This window comes from Spiroplasma endosymbiont of Polydrusus pterygomalis (genome assembly GCF_964030825.1).
Classification (GTDB): domain Bacteria; phylum Bacillota_I; class Bacilli_A; order Mycoplasmatales; family VBWQ01; genus Spiroplasma_E.
Genome location: NZ_OZ034964.1, coordinates 371,604 through 390,993 on the forward strand (window position 1 = coordinate 371,604; position 19,390 = coordinate 390,993).

The following is a 19,390-nucleotide window of genomic DNA, read 5'->3' on the forward strand; positions in this document are numbered from 1 at the left end:
TTAATGGCATGTTATTTCAAAATATTGAATGAAATCAATATACTTTAGTCAATGATTTATTAATAACTGGTAAAACTTTTCTTTTTACACAAGTGATTGCTAATAATGTTATTGACCCACCAATGTTAGTTGGCAATTATCAACAAAGTTTAGAACAATTACCATTACAAGATGATGAAATGTTAATTTATGAACAATTTGCTAATAATAATAATTTGAAAGTTAGTGATAAATATAATATTGTTAATCATACTTTTACAATTAGAGGTTTTGTTACTAGTCGTAATAGTGCTTTTATTGGTAATAATATTGCTGGTATCATTGATCCAAAAAATAAAACTGTTGCTTTTGTTAATAGTAATACGATGATCAATATTAATAATGATTTTAAGCAATTTATTGATAGCAATACTCAAAAAAATAGTTTTAATCCAGTTTATCCTGAATGTGGATTAAATTCATGATTGTATAATATTTTACATCAGCAATTAATATATGATCATCATTATCAAAATCTTAATAATGGTATAAATTTTGCTTATGTTGCTAGTATTTTAACAAATGACGATTATTGATGAAGACCTTATAATGAAAATGCTATTTTTTTCTTAAATGAACGAATTAAATTAACACAAAATGTTGGTACAATATTTTTAACTTTAATTTTTATTGTTACTAGTATTATTATTTTAATGGTCGTATGGAAAATGATTCATCATAATCATAAATTAATTGGTGTTTTAAAAGCACTTGGTTATCATAATTGACAATTAACCATAGCTTTAGTATTAGCTATTATTTGACCGTTATTTATTTTTGCCATTATTGGTGTGGCAATATCAGTCTTTATTAGTCATATTCTTATTAATAGTCATAATTTATATTTAGCATTAATTAATTATGGATGGTATATAAATGCAGAAATGACAATAATAATTGTTACGATTCCTTTATTATTGTTAGTAATAATTAGTTTTATTATTGTTTATTTATTTTTACAAAAAAGACCTCTTGACTTAATTAGTAGTAGAACTTTTAAAAAACATCATCATTTAACTATTAGTAGAATTTTTAGTTTCATTAGTTTACAAGTTATTGGTAACATTAGTTATCGTAACAAATTAGCAACAACGATTAGTATGCGTAGTTTTAGTAAATTAGTTATTATTAGTATTGTTAGTATTTTTGCAGCAACATTAATGTTATTTGCAGTTGCTGCTAGTGGATTAGTTAATGATATGTTGGTAATTCGCTTTGAAGGAATTAATTTTAATTATTTAAGTAATTATCATTATCAAAAAATTGGAAAGAATTTTATTAATAGTAATAAACAATTAGTTTATAGCATGAATTCAATTTCACAAGTAGAATCAGGAACATCACTTCAACAAGATTTAGAAGATGCAATTAATTCATATTTAACAAATCCTAATAATCCTGCTCCTGTTATTCGTGATGTTCGTAATAAATATATTTTAGGTAGTGAATTATTAAAAATGCGCAAAAATCTTGAAAAACCTACAGTATGAAATTTATTATCACCAATATTTAAGAAACAATGAATGAAGCAAATAAATGTTATTAATTACTTAACAAATGCTAATGGTAATGATAGTAAGGACTTATTAATTAGTTTTGCTACTATTCCGTATCAAGAACAAAATGAGTTACCATTTATTAAAATAGATATTGAAGATTCTTATGATTTAGATTTTAGTCATAATAATAATATTGGTAATAGTTATGATAGTATAACGCAAACTTTTAATACTTCATGTTTTACTAATAGAGTTACAATTAGACAAAATATATATGGTATTGGTAATAATAGCAGTAATTTTATTAAACCTCATTTAATTAATAGTAAATTTGAAAATTTTATTAATTTAAATTTAGAAAATATTAGTAATTCTAATTTTTGACTAGATAAAGAGTTTACAAAAAATATTAATATCGTAAAAAAGTACTTGCATATTACTAGTACTAATGCACCAAATGTTACTTTTTTACCAATTGTAGCATCTAATGCTCCAACATCTAATGTTAGTACTGGTAATGGCAATAACATTGGTAAAGTGATTTTATATCCCTATTTTAATTTTAATGGTAATAAAAACTATTTAATTGGTATTGTTTATGATGGTTTTACTAATTTAGATGCATCAACAATATTAGTATCACAATTGCTTTTAAATAATGCTATTAATGAGAAAACGGGATTATTAATTAATAATGCTAAAATGAGTAGATTTAATGATAATGAGTTACAACATTATCTAACTTTCATTAATACTAAAAATAACTATCATATTGATTTAACTAAAATTTTAAATACTGATTATGTTGTTAATAGTAGTTTTACTAGTTCTTTAAGTAGTATTGTGCCAATTGGTAATGAGAAGGTAGCATTAGAAAGTAAAGAAGTAACTATTCAGTTACTTATTGGTTTTTTTGCAATTTGTAGTATTATATTATCATTTATGATTATGACTTTGATTACTAATATTTTTATTCGTGATAATTGAATATTAATTAATATTTTAAAAGTATTAGGATATAATACAATGGAAGTAACATATAATTTTATAATAATTATTATTCCTATTATTTTAATCTTTTCAATTTTTAGTATTTTTATTACACCATTATTAATTAATATGTTAGCAGAGCAATTACTTACTTTTAATAATATTCTTTACCCAATTATTTTTCATTGGTGATATTTTCTATTAGCTTTTGGTACTAATATTTTTGTTTATATTGCTGCTTATGCTATTACTTGATTTTTAAACTTTAGAAAATATAAACTATGGTCATTTATGGAGTAATATGGTATTAGTAATTACTAAATTAGTTTAATTAATATTTGTGATTGTCATCTTAGATATGTTTAATTTTTGGATACATATCCTTAATATCTCTTTGTCTTTTAGCACTATCCATTGTTTTTCAAATTGCTATTTTAACACTTAAAATAATTGTTTGATTATTTTTTAAACCAATTAACTAAATATTTAGATTTAGCAGAAAAAAATGAAATACTACAAAATTATAACTACTATTGCTAACCCAATAATAGCAGATTTTTAAAATATGAGTTTAATTGAACAAGAATTTAATGAAATGGTTTTTAAAATCAATCTGATTATGCAAAAAGGTTACGATTTGGTGAGTAGTTTAGAAAGAGAATGATAAAAATATGTGAACTAAAATAAAAGAGAAAAAAGAAAATAGTATAACAAGATTGCTTATTTTTCTATCTTTCTCTAACAATTTTAATATAATAAACTTATTGCATAACCAATAAAAATAATAGAAAATTAAAATTTCACCAATCAAATTAAACTTTAAAATAAACATTTTTCTAAAATATAAAATAATATTGACCACAATTAACTAGGTTATGCAAGAAGTCTAATAATATTTTAATTTTATTACTTTAATAAAAATTTGATTTTTTATTATATAATATAACTAATTAAATATTTATAATAAAAATTAATAGGAAGATTTAAAAATGGAAAAGAAAATAATGAATTAAATGAAGAATTTAAGTTAATGTTAAAAGATTTGGTGATTAATAATGAATAAATCTCTGGTGCCAAAAATTAGATTTAAAGGGTTTGATGATGAATGAAAAAAATATAAGCTTAATGATATTGGAATTTTTTTTCGTGGGCTTTATAAAAAAACAAAAGCAGATTTTGAAATAAATAATTCTAATTTTTACTATGTTACATATACAAATATTTATAATAATAGGTTTATAAAAATTGATTCTTTAAAATATGTAAATATTAATAAAAATGAGAATCAAAATCATTTAGTTAAAGGTGATATTTTATTTACGATGACTTCAGAAACTTATAATGAAGTAGGACTTTGTTCTATTTTTAATTCAGATACTGACAATGTTTACTTAAATAGTTTTTGTTCTGGTTTTAGAATAATTGATATAAGAGTCATAAATTCAATTTTTTTACTTTTTTTACTTTTATCAATTCAATATAGGGAAAAAATTATTAAAATGGCTAATGGTTTTACTAGATATAATTTATCAAAAAAATTATTATTAAATTTACAAGTTAAAATTCCTAATATTATCCAACAAAATTTAATTGGTAATTTTTTTACTATTATTGATAGGAAAATTGAATTAGTTAAAGAACAGTTAAGTTTATTAGCAAAACAAAAACAATATTACTTAAATAATATGTTTGCAAATGAAAAAAGTTATCCCAAAATTAGATTTAAAGGATTTAATGATGAATGAGAAAGTAAAAAAATAGGAGAAATATTAAATTATCAGCAACCTACAAAATTTATAATTAAAGATAAAATTGAAAATCAAGGAAAAATACCAGTATTAACAGCTAATAAATCATTTGTACTGGGTTATGTAAATGAAAAAAACATTTATGAAAACATACCAGTTATAATTTTTGATGATTTTACAATGGATATGAAATATGTTAATTTTAAATTTATGATTAAATCATCAGCAATTAAGATTTTAAAATCTAAAAATAATAATATTAATTTATTTTATGTTTTCAATTTATTAAAAAATTTAAAATTATTTTCTAGTGATCACAAAAGGTATTATATTTCATATGTAAGTGAAATTAATGTTTTATTTCCAAATATATATGAACAAACAAAAGTGGCACATTTTTTTACTATTATTGATAAAAAAATAGAATTAGTTAAAGAACAGTTAAGTTTATTAGCAAAACAAAAACAATATTACTTAAATAATATGTTTATTTAATTTATGGTTTCTATCTGATTTTTACATACAAGTAAAAGTTTTACATAATTTTTTGGTTTTTACAAATGTTTATATTTGATAATGGTAAAAGTATTTAATGCTATCAATTATTTTCAACAAAATTAAAAGAGACCATTGCTGATATATTTAAAATCATTGTATAATTTCAATAATTAATTAGTAACTCTTAAAATAAGTAAATTTATATCATTTTAAATAGTTTTAAAGCTATGAATTTTGTTGAAGAAGTAAATATTGATGTTAACATGATAGAAAAACAAAAATTAAAAGAAAAATATAATTAAGGTGTAACATTTTCAGTTAGTGTTTTTAATATTGTTTTTAGTAAACTTTTTTTATTATTGTATTATTTTTTTGTTGTAAAATTATTAAGGTAAGTTATATTTTAATAATTATTTAATAAAAAGTATTACAGTATGTAATTCAGCAAAGTTTGAATGTTATTTATAACAATTTGAAATTATTACTTAAAAATATTATAAAATATTTTTAAGTAATAATAATTGAAAGATTAAGGGGTATTAAATTATGAAAAAATTATTAAGTATTTTTACAATGACAGTTTTAACTATAACAACAAGTACTAATATTATTGCATGTAATAATAGTAATGTTCCGATACCAACAATAAATACTGTTAAATTTAAGTTAATGGATAGAATAAAAGAAGCAACTGCTTTAGCAGTAGATACTAAAGGTAATCTTTATGCTAGTGATAAAAAAGGAAATATTTATAAATGTTTAACAGGAGAAAATGAATTTAAGAAGTTTGCTACAATAAATATTGAAACTGAATATAATAAGACTATTATTAAGATTGACAATGATGATAATTTTTTGATTATTAATAATCAAAAAATTTATAAATGTTTAGCAAAAGAAGAAAGTTTTCAAGAAATATTTAATTTTAATGAATCCATTTGAAGTATTACTGTTGATAAAAATAATAATATTTATACTGGTTCTAGTACTGGTAAATTATATAAATGTTCAGCAGGAGAAAATATTTTTAGTGAAGTAACAAATATTCAAAGACTAATTTCATCAATAGTTATTGATAAAAATAATAATATTTTTCTTTTAAGTATAATTGTTCAACAAGATAGTGAAATTTATAAATGTTTAGCAGGAGAAAGTACTTTCAATAAAATTGCAGAAATAGAAAAACCTTTTATTGATTTTACTTTGGATAAAAATAATAATATTTATATTATTGATAATGGTATTAGTGTTTATAAAATGTTATCAAATAATAAAGATATTCATGTGATTAACAATCAACTTTTTTTTGGTAATAATACAATAATTACAGATCAAAAAAATAAATTTTATATTTCTAATTCCTATTATGGAGTTTATAAAAGTGATTAATTATTTATTAATCACTTTTAATTTTCTATATATAGTATAAAAAATAACTATATAGTTATTTTTTTGTGTTTTTTCACAATATAATTTTCTAATATTATAAACATATATTTATAATCCATTATATTCATATTCTTTATTAATAAATTGATAATAAAGAACATTTTACATCGCTTATATTTGCTGTTTTTAGCGATGTTTTATTTTTGAATAGTATAAAAAAGTATAGAGCAAACCTATATTAGTGGCTGGTGTCAACCAGAACCTTGGTTGGGGCGAGAGAGACCCCCGAGTGGAGTAAAACCCACTCTCTGGGAGGTGTGCGACGAAGTGGCAAGGGATGGACCGCTACAAACTTGGTTATGCAAGATTATTATTGATAATAATATAATATTGCAAGTGTTTATTTCAAATACTTATAATTGGTTTATATAAAAAACTACTAAACATAAAATTAACAATGCCATGAATGGCATCAAAATTTAAACCAGATAATCAGTAAAGATAAAAACTAGATTTACCAAATAATATTAAATGAATAAGAGAATCAAATGTTCCAAAAGCAAAACCTCATAAACTGGTAATAATGATAAAAATTCATCAATACTTTTTAATTAAATGACGAAATATTCAAATTATTATTACTAATATTGGTCAAGCACTAAAATATAAAAATATTCAAGTATTAGCACCATAAAGTAAGATTTCTAAAGAAGCAAAAATTAAAGGAATCGTAAGTGACATATATAATGGAAAAACTAGTGCTGCAAATGCTAATAGAAAAGTTACCACCTCAATATTTGGTAATATTGCTAATGCTTCTTTATAAAGCAAAAACTAGTGCTGCATATAAAGGAACAATTAAGATGCAAATTAGTTTTTGTATATGATTACTCATACTTATCCTCAACTTTCTTTGTTTTCAAATTTAACATTCCTTTATCAAGTCATTTAGATTAATTAAAAATAATATAACTATCCCTTGTCTGTTAATCATCCTCAATTTTCATCAACCTTTTTCTTATAAAATTCTACATCACTTAATTGCTCGTGTTTTACACCATCTTTAAAAACTGCTTTTTGTCATTTAGAAGCATTTTCTCATCATGTTTCAAAACCTTTTTGATATCAACTTCTAATTTAGCTCATTTTGGTGAAATAGGTAATACAGGTATGTCGGTCTCATTCAGGCATTTTCGTATCTTTATTGTTTGTAGTATTAGCATTAGCAACTACCACAGGCTATCATAGTTAATGATGATCTACCAATTACACTAATTGCTGTTATTAAGTTTAATCTTTTTTTCTTTTTTATATATTAATTATCCTAATTTATCAAAATTATTTGTCAAATTTTAATTAGGTTTTTATTTTTATATACGTTATTCATATATCTTATTTATTTTTCTTAAAATTATTTTTTCTTTACTCATTATTTTCTCACCTTCATCATATTTATATATTATTAAATATAGCGTAATTATTTATTAACCTTTATTTATACCTAGAGATTAGTTTTAAAAAATTAATAAATAGGTCTACTACGTTTAAATTTGTTTTACTAGTTACCCTTCTCAAAATTTTAACTTCCATCATTCAATGTAATATTCAACAGTATCATAAGTATTGGGATAACTTAAAATTACTTAATTTTTTTATCAATAGTTATTTATTTAGTTGTCTTAATTTAATTTTAAATTATTACTTTTTATTTAATAGTGTTACTAGTTCTGTTTTTGGTAAAGTATTCATTTCGTTTTCAAATTGTTTAAACATATTTTTACATATTGTAAGTTCAGTTAACGCTTCTTTTAAATCACCTCAACCGTTAATGATAACTTTCTTTTTTTGTAATTCTTTATACTGTAAAAAGAAATTAACAATTTCATCACGTAAATGTTGTGAGACATCTGTTAATTCTTGATAATCATCAAAGCGTGGATCAGCATTAACAACGCCAAATAATTTAGTATCAACTTCACCACCATCAATCATTTTAATCATTCCTAAAATTCTAACTTCTATTAAGCAGCCAGTAAAAGTTGGATAAGTTATTAAACTAATAACATCTAATGGATCACCATCATAATCTAAAGTTTCAGCAATATATCCATATTCAGCAGGATAAAAATTAGCACCATAAAGGACACGATCTAATATCATCGTTTTTGTTTTTCAATCGTATTCATATTTATTACTAGTGCCTTTCGGAATTTCAACAATCATTTGGATAATATTATTTTTATTTTTATTCATTAATGTTTCATCTCCTTTTAAAAATTAATTTTATTATATAATAAATAAACTTTTTTTTATATATAATTAAAATAATAATGTATTTAAGGAGTAACAAATGAATTTAAAATATCAACAAAAATGACAACAATTTAAAAGTTATATTAATCATTCATTTAAATTAACTACTCATAAGATAGCATTAATTAGTGTCTTATTAGCAGTTACTACGTTAATGACTTTATTAGAAACACCACCAATTTTTTTGGATTTTTTAAAGATTGATTTTGGTAATACTATTAATTTAATTGCAACATTAATTGTTAAACTTCCTTATAGTTTATTAATTGCTATCATTGTTCCCTGATTGAGTTTGATTTTACCTCATTTTCCTTCTGGTAATAATGGTGAACCAATTGGTGAATTTGCTTATATGTTAAGTACTATTACTTTATTATTATTGTATAGTAGCTTTAAATTGTTATTTAAACTATTACCGTTTTGAAAAGAGCAACCTTGTAATTCTTGAAAGCGATTAATGCTTGTTGAAATACCAACCGTTGTTATGACTTGTGTTTTAGTATCCTTAATTATTACTTTTTATAATTGAGCTTTTATTTTAGATATGTATGGAGCAGGATATCTTAAAAATAAGATTTGAATTATATTTATTCCATTTAATTTAATTAAGTTTACTTCAGTTTTATTTTTGTATTTACTATTAGTTAGGCCAGTACAAAGTTTAATTCAACATTTTAATCTTTAATGCTAATATTGTTTTTAATTTCATTAAATTTATTATTTGATTGTTGAGTTTTGATTATTGGTAATTCTTTTATTTTGCTTTGTCAGTTGTTCTAAATAAAATATTTATATTAAATTTTAATAATGATAGCAAATTATCTATCTTCATGAGTAACAATTAATATTTTTTGAATTATATTCTTATTTTAAATTATTAGTTATCTTTTTGCTTAATAAGTATCGACTTTTATAAAATTTTGATAAATTACTTGAATTTTGATAAAAGTTAATTTATAATTTTTATAAATAAGTATTTAATTTTATAAATAAATATTATAAAAGGAGAAATATAATGAGAGTTAAAAGTGTTAAGAAAACACCAGAACAAATCAATATCAAAAATAAGAAAAAATTAAAGATTAATTCAAAACAACAAATTTTTAATATTACTTTAACTGGTATTTTATTAGGATTAGCTGTTGCTTTTTCATTGATTGAAATACCTATTCAGTTTATGGGAGTAATTTTACCATTAAGAATTTTTGATTCATTAATTATTGCTTTTGCTTTGCCTGTTATTGGATTATATTATACATTGGCAATTGGTATTATTGAACCTTGATTGCATTTCTTAGTTGATAGCGATCACCCACCAGTTCAAATTTTCTTTGATGATATTGCTAATATATTATTTATTATTTCTTTTTATGTTATTTATTATTATCTTTTTAAATTATGTAATAAAGGTGAAAATTTAAAAGTAGATGTTATTAAAAAAGTAAGTGCTGGATTAGTGATAATACCATTAAATGCTATTATTGCTACTTTATCTTTTGTTTTAACTTTAGTTGTGCTTTATTTTAGTCCTAATTTAGCAAGACCTGATGAATATCAAGAAAGTATTACTAATTTTATTAAGTATATCGCACCTGTATTTTTTATTTTAATTGGTATTGAAGTTTTAAGATTTATATTTATTTTTAGCTTATTTAGTTTAGTTGAAAAAAAAATAGGTTCAACTAAGCGTTATTATTTTTAATAAATTTTATTTTACTTTATAAACTTAAAATATTAAATTAAGTTATATGATTTTAAATCATAGTTAGGAAGTATTATATGAAACTAGTAATTATTTCAATTATTATTATGATTATTATTTTGTTAGTCAGTTTTATTATATTATTTGTTTCTTTATTCAAATTATGAAAGAAAATAAGTAATGTCAAAAAAGTAAAATATTATTGTGCAAAACAAGTTGTTGCTAATATTAACAATGTTAATATTAATAATATTGAAGTAAGTGATAATAATTTTGCAAAAGATAAAGCATTAGTAGAAATGTTAAAGTATTTACAAACAAAAGATATTGTTAACTACAATAATGCTACTTTTGATGTTTTTAATATTTTAGAAAAACCGATACAATATCACTTGCAAACTAATAACAATGATAATTATTTATTAGTAAATATTATTGATATTTTATGCCATCATCATGTATTAAATCCTTTACATTTGATTAATTATTTATTTAATAATTGTCATAATCAAAGATGTCCTCAACAAAACTATGATAATGATAGACATAAAAATAATAATGCAATTAAATCAATAAATGTTTTTAATAAAATAATCATTAATGATTCAACACCAAAAAATAATTTATTGATATCAAAAAAATGCAATCATCATCTTCTAAAATAAATCACCAAATATCTTTTATTTTTATTGAAAATGAAATAACTTTTTCTAATTAAATATTTTTAAAAATCTACTAATAAATTAAATTATTATTATAATAATTACAAAAATCCTTTAATCAAAAACCAATATGATTAATATTTTGGATATTATTTTTACTATTTAAAATAGTAAGATTAAATAATCATTGAGTCATTATTCCAACACTCTCCTTTGTTATTGTATGAACAATAGTAGTCTTAAGTTTTTGTTATTCTAATAAAATATTTAAAATTTTATTAAAAACTAATTTATTAATACCCACTATTTTACGAAAATATTGATCAGGTTTATCTTTTAATACAAAATATATCATAAATCTTATCCTTAACTATTTAACTTTTATTTTAATAATAAAAAAATGAAAAATTAATTAGTTATGCAGTAAATCTATTCTTCTAGTTCGAGTGCTAAATTTTTCTTTTCATTTTCTGCCTTAATTGTTGCTTTAGCAATACCATCCACCATAGCACTAGATACACCTACTCCAGTTGCATTATTAAATCACTACACTGTGAAAACCATCTACTCAAAACAGTTATTAATGTTACTATAGTTCTGACATTAGCAGTAACAATAGGTAAATTATTAACAATTTTTTTTATTCTTTTAAAAAACTTTTCTTTCTTGGTAGTTTAGCATTAGCAATTTCAATTTCTTCATTATTATCATATTTAGGTAAATTAGCATTTTTTTCTTTTTTAGATTTAAACATTTTTATTTTCTCTTTTACATGTTCAAAAATACTTGAATTATTAATAAAATAATTTTCTAGGTTTAAACTAGTTTGCAAAAAAAATAAGTATAATATTTATAAACAAAAATATGTTTTTTTTGTCCTATGATTTTAATTTTTAGTAAATAGGTTTTTTTAAAAGGGGATAAAAATAAAAGAAATTATTAAAGTGCATTGATATAACACATTTAAATTACTACCAAGTTCTAGCAAAAATTAGAAGATAAAATAAAAGAGTTAGAAAAGCAATTAACAAAATGTCAAGAAAAAAGTATTAATTATTGAGTTGAACAAAATGAACAAGAAAGTTTAGAATAATTTTGTAAATTAATAAGTCGTATCTTTAATAGTACAATGTATTTGCTTCAACAACATCGAATACAAGAAGAAAAATTAGAATAAAATTGTAAAATTTTAAAAAATAGTTATAGATTAATAAATTAATTATTTTTTTGATATTTAAAAAGGGGTATTCAATATGAAATATTTTAATCCAAGTTATTGATTCAAGTTGTGAGTACTAACTATTCCAATTTTTCAATATAAAATTCAAAGTATTAATGCTAAGTCAATTGCTAATGAAGAAAGAGATTGAAAACTTAAAAATATATCTATTTTTGGTTGTACACAATCTGGTTTTCATGATGTTTCTTGTATCCATGAAGCAGGACATACAGTAATTATTTTAGATTCTAAATTTAAAAATAAGTTTGAAAGTTTAGAATCTCTTAATTCAAATTCCAAATATTTGGGACAGACAGTATTTAATGAACTTCCACCTTTAAATCAAATTAAAAATATAAGTGATGATGACTTATATACTTTATTACAAATTAATTTAGGTGGATACGCTGCTGAAAGCATATTTTTTGATAATAATCCTTTAAAATATATTATAGGGGAATTAAGAATTATGGATTCATCTGATTTGCAGAACTATCGTAATACTTATGAAAAAGAATTTGAATCTAGAAAATTAAAAACTGACAATGAAGATTCTTTAAGTTTCATAGGTAACCAATTAAATATAACCAGAAGAAAAATAAAAAATAAACCAGAATTTGAAAAATTTATTAAAACATGTTGTCTAATAAATTATGTTAATAAAGAGCATGCTGATTATATTTTAAAAAATAAAGAAATACCATTGCCATTATTTACAACAGCACAAATTAAAGCATTAACAATACAACAAATCAAAGAATTGACAGTAGGAGAATTTAAATCATTTTTAGCAACACAAATTCCAGCATTTGCCATAAATCAAATTAAAGCATTAACACCACAACAAATTACATGATTGACTCCAGAACAAATCCAAGCATTTTGACCAGAACAAATCCAAGCATTTTTACCATGACAAATTTCAGCATTTACTTTAAATCAAATTAGTGATTTGACAGCAAAACAAATCCAAGCATTTTTACCAATGCAAATTTCATGGTTTATACCAAAACAAATTTCATGATTGACACCGCGACAAATTCAAGCATTAACAACAGCACAAATCCAAGCATTTTCACCATGACAAATTTCAGCATTAACACTACAACAAATCCAAGCATTAACACCAGAACAAATTTCATGATTGACACCACAACAAATTCAAACATTTATAACAGAACAAATCCAAACTTTGACACAAGTACAAATTAAAGCATTAACAACAGCACAAATCCTAGCATTAACACCAGAACAAATCCAAACATTCTGACCATGACAAATTAAAGCATTAACAGCAGAACAAATCAAAGCATTAAAGTCAGAACAAATCCAAACATTAACAACACAACAAATTAAAGCATTTTGAGCGCAACAAATCGAAGTATTAACACCAGAACAAATTAAAGCATTATGACCGTGAAAAATTTCAAAACTAACACCACAACAAATCGAAGTTTTGATACCTGAACAAATTCAAACATTTATAACAGAACAAATCCAAACTTTGACACAAGTACAAATTAAAGCATTAACAACAGCACAAATCCTAGCATTAACACCAGAACAAATTAAAGCATTATGACCGTGAAAAATTTCAAAACTAACACCACAACAAATCGAAGTTTTGATACCTGAACAAATTAAAGCATTGATTAAAGAACAAATCCAAACATTAACAACAGCACAAGTCCAAGAATTTACACCTGAACAAATTTCATGATTGACACCAGCACAAATTTCATGATTGACAGCAGAACAAATCCAAGCATTAACAAAAGAACAAGTCCAAGCATTTTTATCATGACAAATTTCAGCATTAACTTTAAATCAAATTAGTGATTTGAAAATTGAACAAATCCAAGCAATTTTACCAATACAAATTTCAGCATTTACACTACAACAAATCCAAGCATTAACAATACAACAAATTGCAACCTTAACAACAGAACAAATCCAAACATTAACAACGCAACAAATCTCTGAACTAACGCCACAACAAATCCAAGCATTTACATCAGAACAAATTCAAACATTAACAACACAACAAATTAAAACATTGACTAAAGAACAAATTCAAGTTTTGACGCGAGTACAAATTAAAGTTTTGACAACACAACAAATTTCTGAACTAACAACGCAACAAATTAAAGCATTAACACCTGAACAAATTTCATGATTGACACCTGAACAAATTTCATGATTGATACCAGAACAAATCCAAACATTAACGCCAGAACAAATTACAGCAGAACAAATTGAAGCATTTTGACCATGACAAATTTCATGATTGACAGCAGAACAAGTCCAAACATTAACACCAAAACAAAGTCAAACATTAACAACACAACAAATTCAAGCTTTGACAGCAGAACAAATCAAAGCATTAACAATACAACAACTTGCAGCTTTAACAATAGAACAAATTTCAGCATTTACACCACAACAAATTCAAACATTAACAGCAGCACAAATCCAAACATTAAAGCCAGAACAAATTTCAGAACTAACAAAAGCACAAATTTCATGATTGATACCAGAACAAATCCAAACATTTACACCAGCACAAGTCCAAACAATTTTACCATGACAAATTTCATGATTGACACCAGCACAAGTCCAAACATTAACAATACAACAAATCCAAACATTTACACCAGAACAAGTCCAAGCATTTTGACCACAACAAGTCCAAACATTAACAAAAAAACAAATCAAAACATTAATACCACAACAAATTCAAACATTAACAAGACAACAAATCCAAGCATTAACAAAAAAACAAATCAAAACATTAATACCACAACAAATTCAAACATTAACAAGACAACAAATCCAAGCATTAACAAAAGAACAAATCGAAGCATTAACACCAGAACAAATCCAAGTATTTACACCTGAACAAATCCAAACATTTACACCACAACAAATCCAAGCATTTACAACAGAACAAATCCAAACATTATGACCATGAAAAATTTCAAAACTTACACCACAACAAATCGAAGTTTTGATACCTAAACAAATTAAAGCATTAACAACACAACAAATTAAAGCATTAACAAAAGAACAAATTAAAACTTTGAAAGCAGAACAAATGAAAGCATTAACAATACAACAACTTGCAGGTTTAACAATAGAACAAATTCAAGTATTTACAGCAGAACAAATTAAAGCATTAACAACACAACAAATCTCTGAACTAACAACACAACAAATCCAAACATTTACACCAGAACAAATCCAAGCATTTACACCACAACAAATTCAAACATTAACAAGGCAACAAATCCAAACATTAACACCACAACAAATTCAAATATTAACAGCAGAACAAATTACATGATTGACACCACAACAAATCAAAGAATTAACAACAGAACAAATCAAAGCATTAACAATACAACAAATCCAAACATTTACACCAGAACAAATCCAAGCATTTACACCACAACAAATTCAAACATTAACAAGGCAACAAATCCAAACATTTTTACCATGACAAATTTCATGATTTATACCACAACAAATCCAAGCATTAACAAAAGAACAAATCCAAGCATTTACACCAGAACAAATCCAAGCATTTTGACCATGAGAAATAAAAGCAATAACTTTAAATCAAATTACATGATTGACTCCAGAACAAATCGAAGCATTTACACCACAACAAATCCAAGCATTAAAGTCAGAACAAATTACAGCCTTAACAATACAACAAATTGCAGCCTTAACAATACAACAAATCCAAAGTTTTTGATCAGAACAAATTTCATGATTGACAGCAAAACAAACCAAAACATTAACAAAAGAACAAAGCCAAGCATTAACACCTCAACAAATCCAAGCATTTACACCAGAACAAATTTCAGAACTAACAACAGAACAAATCCAAGCATTTTGACCATGAGAAATAAAAGCATTAACTTTAAATCAAATTTCATGATTGACACCTCAACAAATCCAAACATTAACAACACAACAAATCCAAACATTAACAGCAAAACAAATTAAAGCATTAACAACACAACAAATCCAAACATTTACACCAGAACAAATTTCATGATTGCAATCATATCAAATCCAAGCATTAACACCAACAAACAAAGAGGAAAAAGAAATATTAATGAACGAAGCGACAATAAAAATTATCAATAAAACAAATGGCAAAAATTATGAAAGATTACAACAGAAAAATTTTAAAATAATTAGATTTACTGTATAACGTTTTTAATTTTTAATGATAAATTATAAAATTCTGCTATTAATAAATCTTAAAAATATTCGTTTTCTGCCTTTTCTAATTTTAAAAATGCAAATACATGTTCGATTTTGCTGCGAGTTTTATTAATAATCTTACTAAAGATTTTACTTTTATTTGTTTTAGGATTATTTTTACTATTTTGTAAACCTTGATAACCTTTTTTTGCCAGAAACTATAATTCTGGCAAAAATTTTAACTTTGAATTAAAATCATGATTTTTATCGATATCAGCAAAAATATTTAAAATTTTATTAGTATTTGTATTAATTATAGTTTGAAATTTAACATCATGGATTTAATTTTTACCAGAAAATCAATCTTTTTAGTTATATTTTGCTCATTTTATTTTTACTTCTGTTACATCAATTATCAAAGTTTTATTTTTTAATTCTTTTTTTTAAAAATATTTTTATTTGTTAAATTATTAAACTTATTATTCTTTATTAAAATGTCTTCAATTAAACGAATATTTGGTAAAGCTGCAGTATCAACACCATATTATACTCAGCGCCAATATTATGATATGTTCGATTTTCAGATAAATATCTTAAAGTTATTACTAGTCTATCTTCCATTGACATTTTATATGGTTTGCCCCAATAGTAATTTTAAGTTTTTGTTTTTTAATAAAATATTTAAAATTTCATTAAAAACTAATTTATTAATACCCACTATTTTACGAAAATATTGATCAAGTTTATCTTTTAATACAAAATATGTCATAAATCTTTTCCTTAAATATTTTTAATAATAACAAAAAAATGAAAAATTAAGTAGTTATGTAGTAAAGCTAATGATATTAGTTATAAATTTAATAAATTATCAGAAAATAAATAAATAAAAAATTTATTATTAAATTTTTACTTTTGGTGTTATAACAAAATTTTCTGTACAAGTTTTGATAATAGTTTATAATAATATTAAAAGCAAATTATTAATGGAGAGTAAGATATGAGAAGAAAATTAAATTTATTTTTGACAACTAGTTTTTTATTAAGTTCCAGTACATCAGTTTTAGCATTTATAATTGATACAAATAATATTAGTACTAATTTTACTAATGGTAATGTTGATCTTGAAACAGCAACTAAGTATGCTAATGAAACTTCCATTGTTGGTAAAGCATTATTAATTGGTAAAAATAAAGGCTTTAATACTAATGATTTACTAAATATTATGTATAGTCAAAATCATGCTATTGATATTAATAATCTTACTGCTGGTAATACTGGCAATGACTTTATAAACGTCTGAACTAATAAGCTTGATGGTAATAGTATTAATACCATCCAATCTCTATTTCAACGTAATGGTATTAATCAGTCGATAGTTAACACTACTAATGCAAACATTACTAATTATCGTAATTATTGTAGTATTTTGCCACAGATTAAAAATTACTTAAATAATTCTTTTTTATCGAATGATAATATTGTTGATTTATTAAAAAATATTAAAGATATTGTTCCAAATATTGATGATTATTTATCTTATGCTAATTATATTCCAGCTGTGACAACTATTATTCAACAATTATTGACCGATTGAGATCAAGAAACTAATTTTACTGGTGGTAATACTACTTTACAAAAAATGGAAGATTATATGGCAAAAAAGGCAACATTTGCCCAAGCTTGAAATATTCCAAAAAATGAAAAGTGATATTATGTTAAAGATAGAGCAGGTAATTGAAATTGAAATCAATTTTATCAATATATAGCGGGTGCTAATTTTAATTATTTATTCAAGTTAGTATCAGGGAAGTATATTGGTGAAATGATTACTGACAATATTACTTATACTTTAGGTATTCCTTCTGGTTTTAATGTTGCTAATTTTAATACTACAATTAGTGCTAGTCTTGATAAAATTTTAATAAATTCAGAAGCATGACCTTATTTAATAAAAACAATAATTCCTATCCTTAAAAGTGAAGTATTAAAATTAACTAATCCAACGCTTGGTATTAATACTATTACTTGAGATGATAAAACATTAATTAAAAATAATACAATTCAATTAAAAGAAGTATTAACTGTTTTTCAAAAGTTAATATCATCAAAAGCTGATTTGCTTAAACTGGTAACTAATTTAATGACTGGTCCTTTTGGTGAAGACATTATTACAAAAGTTACTGTGGCATGAACTGATTCTTATTGAACACTACCTGAAATTCAAGATAAGTTTTCTTTTATTTCTGCTATTAGTGATATTCCTAAACAAGTTGTTAATAATCTAGAAACAACAATTAAACAAGTTCCAATTAATGAAACAATTAATAAAATATTTGATTTTACTAGTAAATATTTAACAATAAATCCAGTTATTGATTTACAAGATTTATCAACATATTTAAAATTAACTTTTGGTAGTAACGATTTTATTAAAGCATTAAACAATCTTAAATATATAATTGATCACCCAACAAACAATAATAGTAAGGCTAAAGAAATATTAGCAATGTTAGGTGTTCAATTTGATGGTGAAACTAGCTTTAAAGAAGGTAGTGTGCTTGCTAGTTTATCTAATTGATTAAAGACCCCTACTAGTAGTTTAAATTCTTTACTAAATATAATAGCTAATAAAACACAAAATGATATTCTTAATAATATGTTAATAGAACAAGAAAATTTATACAAAGATATGTATAGTAAATATTTTGATCTTGATAATAGTACTTATTTTACTTTAAATAACATTGTAATGAATAAGTTTGTTCATGATGATGGTAGTGTTAGTGTAATTTTAAGTTATCAGATTAAAAATAATTTGGATAATAAAAGTTATGATATAATATTTAAAAATGATAATTTTTTAACAAGTAAAGATTTTAAAATAACTTTATTTATGTTAGAAAATTATAATTAATTACAATATTAATTTTGCTATTTTGTTATTATTTAAGACTAACAGGCAAAAGAGGTATTTAAGTAGTTATTAAACCTATTTAGTAATAATTAAATAGGTTTTTTTTGCTATTTTATTAACATTATTAAGTTGGAAAAAAATAATTTTATATGCTAATATGATGATGTTTATAATTAATAATATTGGTGATTTAGTATTCATT

General features: G+C 22.9%; 11 protein-coding genes. 8 read left to right on the top strand and 3 right to left on the bottom strand.

Features of this window, described 5'->3' with window-relative positions:
• The first annotated feature begins 8 nt into the window (after positions 1–8).
• The 3 genes from ACQH25_RS01875 (at position 9) to ACQH25_RS01885 (ending at position 6,163) form a co-directional block, all read left to right on the top strand.
• A complete protein-coding gene (locus tag ACQH25_RS01875) occupies positions 9–2,828 on the top strand; it encodes an ABC transporter permease (protein ID WP_425381546.1) in 2,820 nt (939 codons plus the stop codon).
• 755 nt (positions 2,829–3,583) lie between these two features.
• On the top strand, positions 3,584–4,771 hold the full coding sequence (locus tag ACQH25_RS01880; protein WP_425381547.1) for a restriction endonuclease subunit S: 1,188 nt from the start codon (positions 3,584–3,586) through the stop codon (positions 4,769–4,771).
• Between the two features lie 549 nt (positions 4,772–5,320).
• Positions 5,321–6,163 (top strand): lipoprotein, encoded by an 843-nt coding sequence (locus ACQH25_RS01885; protein WP_425381548.1) that lies wholly within the window; start codon positions 5,321–5,323, stop codon positions 6,161–6,163.
• Between the two features lie 357 nt (positions 6,164–6,520).
• On the opposite strand, the gene ACQH25_RS01890 is transcribed toward ACQH25_RS01885, so the two are convergent.
• Complete coding sequence (locus ACQH25_RS01890) at positions 6,521–6,994, bottom strand: hypothetical protein (RefSeq protein WP_425381549.1); 474 nt, start codon at positions 6,992–6,994, stop codon at positions 6,521–6,523.
• A gap of 867 nt (positions 6,995–7,861) precedes the next feature.
• Positions 7,862–8,416, bottom strand: a complete 555-nt coding sequence (locus ACQH25_RS01895) for an inorganic diphosphatase (protein ID WP_425381550.1) — start codon at positions 8,414–8,416, stop codon at positions 7,862–7,864.
• Between the two features lie 97 nt (positions 8,417–8,513).
• Between ACQH25_RS01895 and ACQH25_RS01900 the strand changes: the two genes are divergently transcribed.
• From ACQH25_RS01900 to ACQH25_RS01910, 3 genes are all read left to right on the top strand, one after another.
• A complete protein-coding gene (locus ACQH25_RS01900) occupies positions 8,514–9,161 on the top strand; it encodes a hypothetical protein (RefSeq protein WP_425381551.1) in 648 nt (215 codons plus the stop codon).
• Between the two features lie 330 nt (positions 9,162–9,491).
• Positions 9,492–10,178 carry a hypothetical protein gene (locus ACQH25_RS01905; RefSeq protein WP_425381552.1) on the top strand — a complete coding sequence of 229 codons (687 nt, stop codon included), beginning with the start codon at positions 9,492–9,494 and terminating at the stop codon, positions 10,176–10,178.
• Positions 10,179–10,255: 77 nt separating this feature from the next.
• Positions 10,256–10,843, top strand: a complete 588-nt coding sequence (locus tag ACQH25_RS01910) for a hypothetical protein (RefSeq protein WP_425381553.1) — start codon at positions 10,256–10,258, stop codon at positions 10,841–10,843.
• A gap of 70 nt (positions 10,844–10,913) precedes the next feature.
• On the opposite strand, the gene ACQH25_RS01915 is transcribed toward ACQH25_RS01910, so the two are convergent.
• Positions 10,914–11,036, bottom strand: a complete 123-nt coding sequence (locus tag ACQH25_RS01915; RefSeq protein WP_425381554.1) for a hypothetical protein — start codon at positions 11,034–11,036, stop codon at positions 10,914–10,916.
• A gap of 1,057 nt (positions 11,037–12,093) precedes the next feature.
• Between ACQH25_RS01915 and ACQH25_RS01920 the strand changes: the two genes are divergently transcribed.
• On the top strand, positions 12,094–16,281 hold the full coding sequence (locus ACQH25_RS01920; RefSeq protein WP_425381555.1) for a hypothetical protein: 4,188 nt from the start codon (positions 12,094–12,096) through the stop codon (positions 16,279–16,281).
• 990 nt (positions 16,282–17,271) lie between these two features.
• Positions 17,272–19,188, top strand: a complete 1,917-nt coding sequence (locus ACQH25_RS01925; protein WP_425381556.1) for a hypothetical protein — start codon at positions 17,272–17,274, stop codon at positions 19,186–19,188.
• Positions 19,189–19,390: the final 202 nt, after the last annotated feature.